Consider the following 5,349-nt stretch of genomic DNA (forward strand, 5'->3'; position numbering starts at 1 on the left):
ATTTGGACAAATTTGACAATTGGACTGCAAAAAGAATTTACGAAAACGAAAAATTGGATAGAATTTTAACCAGAGAAATTAACTATAAATAACTGTGCCCAACATCGGTTAACGAGCAAATAGCGGAAGATCCTTCTAAAATGACATTTTTGACTACCTTTAAAAAGATAACTTAACCGAAAAATTACGTTTCCCACGGCCGCTACTTGCGTTAACCGGAGACGTTGTGCACAAGCCAAAAACAGACAACATTGACAGTTAAGAAAATATATGTTCATTTAATTGACGGAACTGACGTTTGGGTTCCTGTTGACGCAATAAAAGTAAATCCCGAACAATTTGAGATACTTGCTGGAGATGAATATACTCATATTGACGATCCAAATTACTTCTTTGAATTTTATCCTGGTGACCTAGTGGAGTTATCCTCACACACTTTTTCAAATGGTAAGAAAGAAAAGGTAGCTAAAAAACTCATAAGATATGGGCAGTCGGAAGACAGAAAATTAAATGAATTTAAATTTAAGGCGACAAAACTTCAATTAAAATTTGACCGATTAACAGCGAATATGTATCGAAAAGAAATTGAAAGAATTAAACAACAACATGCAGCTGGCCATGTCTTCTATCCTGCAATTTTGGAAACAGTGGAAAAACTTGAAAGCCTAATAAAAAAATAAAAAGGAATAGAATAGGCCTGTGCACAACATCGGTTAACGAAGCAAATAGCGGACGAGCCTCCTAAAAATGACATTTTTGACTACCTTTAAAATGATAATTTAACCGGACAAATTCACGTCCCCAACTTCCGCTACTTGCGTTAACCGGAGACGTTGTGCACAATATGGAAACAAAAATTCTGGAATGAAGAAATTATTAGCTTTTCTTGTGGTACTTACAGTTTCAGTATGTAATCTAAATTCTCAAAATAAAACTATTAAAGGAAGAGTCATTGATGATTATTTGGAAACTTTACCATACGTTCCAATCTTTATTAAAGACACTCTTGAAATTGGCAAAACGGATTTAGATGGTTTCTTCCAAATTGACATCCCTGCTAACGAAAATAAAATATTATTTAGGTATGTTGGGATAGATCCGACAACTATAGAGCTCGTTGATCAATGTAATGAAATAGAGGTTATTATGATGTTAACCGGTACTCATGACTTTATATCTTTAAAACGCGCTGAGAAGAAAAGGGAAAAGAGATATAAAATGCTTCTTGAACTGCATAAACAAGCGCATGAAAACGGTCTTTTTAAATCAGAGAAACCATGCTACGCTCGTGAATTTGAGTCATATTATTTGGATAAGAATTAATCTACAAGTGTGATTTTGATAATCATGGCCATACTGTGCACAACAGCGGTTAACGAGCAAATAGCGGCTGATCATCTAAAATGACATTTTTGACTACCTTTAAAAAGATAACTTAACCGACAAATTCGTGTTCCCAGAGCCGCTACTTGCGTTAACCGGGAACGTTGGCGGTCATTTAATCGAAACCAAAAGCCTAGGAACAAAAACAAAATAATATGAGAAAAATAATTGCCGCATTAAATATGACAGTTGACGGAATTTGCGACCATACAGCAGGAATTCCAGATGCAGAAATACACCAACATTATACGGATTTATTAGGTCAGGGAGACGCAATTCTGTATGGCAGGACAACATACGAACTTATGGAATTTTGGCGAACCATATTGGAAAACCCTTCCGAACAAAAATCAATGAACGACTTTGCCGTAGCTATCGACAGAATTCCGAAAATTGTTTTCTCTCATACGCTCAAGAATGTGGATTGGAAAAGTGCAAGCATAGCAAAACGTGACTTAAAAGATGAAGTTTTAGAACTCAAGCAACAACCGGGCAAAGATATTTTTATTGGTAGTCGCAGTTTAATTATTCAACTTCTGAAACTTAACTTGATTGATGAATTTCAACTCTGCATACATCCAATGTTGGAAGGAAACGGATTGCAATTTTTTGAAGACATCAATGATAGGATTATTTTTAAACTCGCCAAGACTAAAACCTTTAAGAATGGAGCCATAATTTTGTATTATCAACCAATAAAAGAATGACAAGCAACAAACTTAATATAAAACTCAAGCCAACAGAAATTGAAGACTTGGACACTTTATTTGAATTTCAACTTGACAAAGAAGGTGGATACTTGGCTGCATTTATGCCAAAAGACCACACCGACAAAGCAGCTTACATAAACAAGTACACAAAATTGTTAGCAGACCCAACGGTAAACAATCAAACAATTCTTCTTGACAATGCTATTGTGGGAAGTATTGCCAAATTCGTTATGCAAGGCGACACGGAAATTACATATTGGATAGATAGAAAATTTTGGGGACAGGGCATTGCCACAAAAGCATTAAAAGAGCTTCTTAAAATGGAAACCGCCAGGCCAATTGTTGGACGAGTTGCGTTTGACAATTTTGGTTCACAGAAAGTATTGGAAAAATGTGGTTTTGTAAAAATAGGGACCGACAAAGGTTTTGCCAGTGCTCGTGGAACCGAGATAGAAGAATATACCTATGAACTGAAATAAACAATGGAAAATAAAAACGAACCGCCAACAATGGCTATAAGTAATTGCTTGTTCTTGCCTACTTCTGAAAATCCTCGCGGATTTTCAGTTTGGTGTGTACTTGCAAAGTTAAGTACTAAACCACGCAACTACTCATAGCCGTAACCGTTGCCCACAATTATCATGAAAATATTCCTCAAAATTTTATTCCTAATTTTACTTATAAGTTGTGATAACACTGGAAAAAATAAAATACCTGTATTAAACAAAACCGATTCTTTAGGAACCAAATCAGTTCAGATAAAGAGTATTGAACAAAATAAACAAGAAATAAAAACATCTGAAAAGCCTCTAGATTATATCGATATTGTGAATGAAATTGAACTTTCACATACTGATGACAAATATGGAGAATGGGGAGGCGACACAGATTTAATTTTGATTTACTCAAATGGAAATCAATATTTTGCAAATTACAGTAGATATTTAGGTTCAGTTGAACCACCATTACCACCTAAAGAGAATGAGAAACCAAAGAAGTGGTATGAATATAAAAAATTGGATTTTGAAATTGACAGCCTGAAATTAAACCAATCGGACAAAGAGCTTATTGAAAAGACAATTTTGGAGCTACTTAAAAATAAATTGAGAAATCCAACTTCATTTTCACACTCTGGAATTTCTAATAAAATCATTTCAAAAGATTCAACTTTATTAATAAGAGATTATCCATCCATTGAATGGAAAAGTTTTCAAGAACTAAAAAAAGTGCTGAAGGAGAAATAACTGTGGGCAACATCGGTTAACAAGCAAATAGCGGCAGATCACTTAAAAATGACATTTTTGACTACCTTTAAAAAGTTAACTTAACCGGACAAATTCAAGTTCCCAACTCCGCTACTTGCGTTAACCGGGAGCGTTGCCCACAATATGAAAAAACTGCTTACGATAATATTTAGTTTGACAATTAGTCTTTGTTTTTCGCAAACAAAAGAACAGCTTATTGATTCAATTATTAAAGTAAATAGAGTGGAATCTGATTGTGTTGGAATTGGTTGTATGGTAAGTCCACAATACACAAGATTTCAAAAATTAAAGAAAAAATTAACCGACAAAGAATTAATCGAATTATCAAAACACGAAAATCCAACAATTCGGACTTACGCTTCGATTGAACTCATTCAGTCCGACAAAGGAAACGTTCCTGAGTTACTATTAACGGAATTAGAAAAAAATGAAATGGTTGAGACTTTCGAGGGTTGTATAATGGCCGTAGAACCTATTTCATCAATTATTTATCACGAATATTGGAATAAAATAAGGATTGTGGCTTCTCAAAAAGTTAAAGGAAATAATTACGAGCAAGATTTGGCAATGAAAAAAGCTCTTGCGACTGACTTGGTAATGGAAAAATTAGATAGTATAATTATCTATTCCGATAAAGAAGTTTATTGGTTACTTTACGACAGAACCTTTGAAAACAGAAAGCATAAGGACAGTTATTTACCAAGAATTGAGGAATTAGCTTTTGACAAAAACAATTCTTATGCGTTTGAGTATTTAGAAAAATTCTATCAAACCGAATACTCGGAGAAATTAGACAAATATTTGAGAAATGACTTTTCGAAAGCAAAATTTCAAACCGAAAATGAGGTTTTCTATTTACATTCATTTGTTGAAATATTATTAGAAAGCAATAAAGATGATTTTAAACAAATTGCTATTGACAAATTAAAAACCGAAGAAATTTGGAAAAAACATAAAAGTTGGTTCAAAACGACTTTAAAAAAGCACGGAATTGAACTCTGAAAATAAAATACTGTGGGCAACATCGGTTAACGAGCAAATTGCGGCAGACCACCTAAAAATGACATTTTTGACTACCTTTAAAACGATACCTTAACCAACAAATAATCGTTTCCCAGGTCCGCTACTTGCGTTAACCGGAGACGTTGTGCCCAATACAGGAAAAGATGAAAAGAACTAAAGTAATACTCTTAATCCTGCTCACATTTTTAATGGTTGGTTGCCAAGAGAGTGCGGATTCCATTAGTTTCTATTCTGAAAAAGCAGATACTTTAAAAATGGAATTTTTAGAACGTGCCTTACTGGATAAAACCGAACCTCGGATTTTATCGTCCAAGAATGTTCTGATTTCAAATTTGATTATTAGTCCCCCTTTGGATTACTACATTTGGGTTGATGATGAGTCGAAGGAAGTTAATAGGATAGAATATTTGTCATACTACCTCGAAGAAAAAGATACTTCATTTTTGAGGAAACAGATAAAGGAGGAGACGGGCTATTTAACCCAACTCTCTAATCACGGATTTAATATTTTGGACGCTAAAAAACTTTGGCAAGAAGGAATTTCCGTTGATTCAATTAAAAAAATTGCAGAGCAAAAATCTGGACAACAAAGATTATTTGGAGAATCGAAATATATAATGATTGGTAAGCCAATTTTCAGCAAAGATTTAAGGAAGTTATACCTGGTAACTGCTGGTCATAATTATGGCAAAGAATATATTTTTACTATAACCAATGATAGCATAGAAAGATATGATTTGGGGCAGTGGATTGAATAAGTACTGGGCACAACATCGGTTAACGAGCAAATAGCGGCAGACCATCGAAAAATGACATTTTTGACTACCTTTAAAAAGATAACTTAACCGACAAATAATCGTTTTCCAGGTCCGCTACTTGCGTTAACCGGAGACGTTGTGCCAAATTATATGAAAAGTATCCTCTTAACTTTAATTCTGATTGTTACTCAAACATCATTGGCACAAAAA

Annotated in this window: 7 protein-coding genes; all 7 read left to right on the top strand. The window is 34.1% G+C overall.

Annotated elements, in window-relative coordinates:
- Positions 1-251: 251 nt before the first annotated feature.
- On the top strand, positions 252-680 hold the full coding sequence (locus ACFQ1G_RS01235; protein ID WP_380736419.1) for a hypothetical protein: 429 nt from the start codon (positions 252-254) through the stop codon (positions 678-680).
- Positions 681-864: 184 nt separating this feature from the next.
- Positions 865-1,323, top strand: a complete 459-nt coding sequence (locus ACFQ1G_RS01240) for a carboxypeptidase-like regulatory domain-containing protein (RefSeq protein WP_380736420.1) — start codon at positions 865-867, stop codon at positions 1,321-1,323.
- 215 nt (positions 1,324-1,538) lie between these two features.
- Entirely contained in the window at positions 1,539-2,090 is a 552-nt protein-coding gene (locus ACFQ1G_RS01245; RefSeq protein ID WP_380736421.1) for a dihydrofolate reductase family protein, read from the top strand.
- Positions 2,087-2,572, top strand: coding sequence for a GNAT family N-acetyltransferase (locus tag ACFQ1G_RS01250; RefSeq protein ID WP_380736422.1), 486 nt, complete (start codon positions 2,087-2,089; stop codon positions 2,570-2,572). The genes ACFQ1G_RS01245 and ACFQ1G_RS01250 overlap by 4 nt, the downstream gene beginning before the upstream one ends.
- A 162-nt stretch (positions 2,573-2,734) precedes the next feature.
- Positions 2,735-3,337, top strand: a complete 603-nt coding sequence (locus ACFQ1G_RS01255) for a hypothetical protein (RefSeq protein ID WP_380736423.1) — start codon at positions 2,735-2,737, stop codon at positions 3,335-3,337.
- Positions 3,338-3,481: 144 nt separating this feature from the next.
- On the top strand, positions 3,482-4,360 hold the full coding sequence (locus tag ACFQ1G_RS01260) for a hypothetical protein (protein ID WP_380736424.1): 879 nt from the start codon (positions 3,482-3,484) through the stop codon (positions 4,358-4,360).
- Positions 4,361-4,524: 164 nt separating this feature from the next.
- Positions 4,525-5,139 carry a hypothetical protein gene (locus tag ACFQ1G_RS01265; RefSeq protein ID WP_380736425.1) on the top strand — a complete coding sequence of 205 codons (615 nt, stop codon included), beginning with the start codon at positions 4,525-4,527 and terminating at the stop codon, positions 5,137-5,139.
- Positions 5,140-5,349 lie beyond the last annotated feature (210 nt).

Source organism: Salinimicrobium gaetbulicola (assembly GCF_042676025.1).
Classification (GTDB): domain Bacteria; phylum Bacteroidota; class Bacteroidia; order Flavobacteriales; family Flavobacteriaceae; genus Salinimicrobium; species Salinimicrobium gaetbulicola.

Excerpts from the sequence above, each read along its gene's own strand:
- ACFQ1G_RS01245 (WP_380736421.1), top strand. The coding sequence starts at position 1,539 with ATGAGAAAAATAATTGCCGCATTAAATATGACAGTTGACGGAATTTGC.
- ACFQ1G_RS01250 (WP_380736422.1), top strand. The coding sequence starts at position 2,087 with ATGACAAGCAACAAACTTAATATAAAACTCAAGCCAACAGAAATTGAA.
- ACFQ1G_RS01265 (WP_380736425.1), top strand. The coding sequence starts at position 4,525 with ATGAAAAGAACTAAAGTAATACTCTTAATCCTGCTCACATTTTTAATG.
- ACFQ1G_RS01240 (WP_380736420.1), top strand. The coding sequence starts at position 865 with ATGAAGAAATTATTAGCTTTTCTTGTGGTACTTACAGTTTCAGTATGT.
- ACFQ1G_RS01260 (WP_380736424.1), top strand. The coding sequence starts at position 3,482 with ATGAAAAAACTGCTTACGATAATATTTAGTTTGACAATTAGTCTTTGT.
- ACFQ1G_RS01255 (WP_380736423.1), top strand. The coding sequence starts at position 2,735 with ATGAAAATATTCCTCAAAATTTTATTCCTAATTTTACTTATAAGTTGT.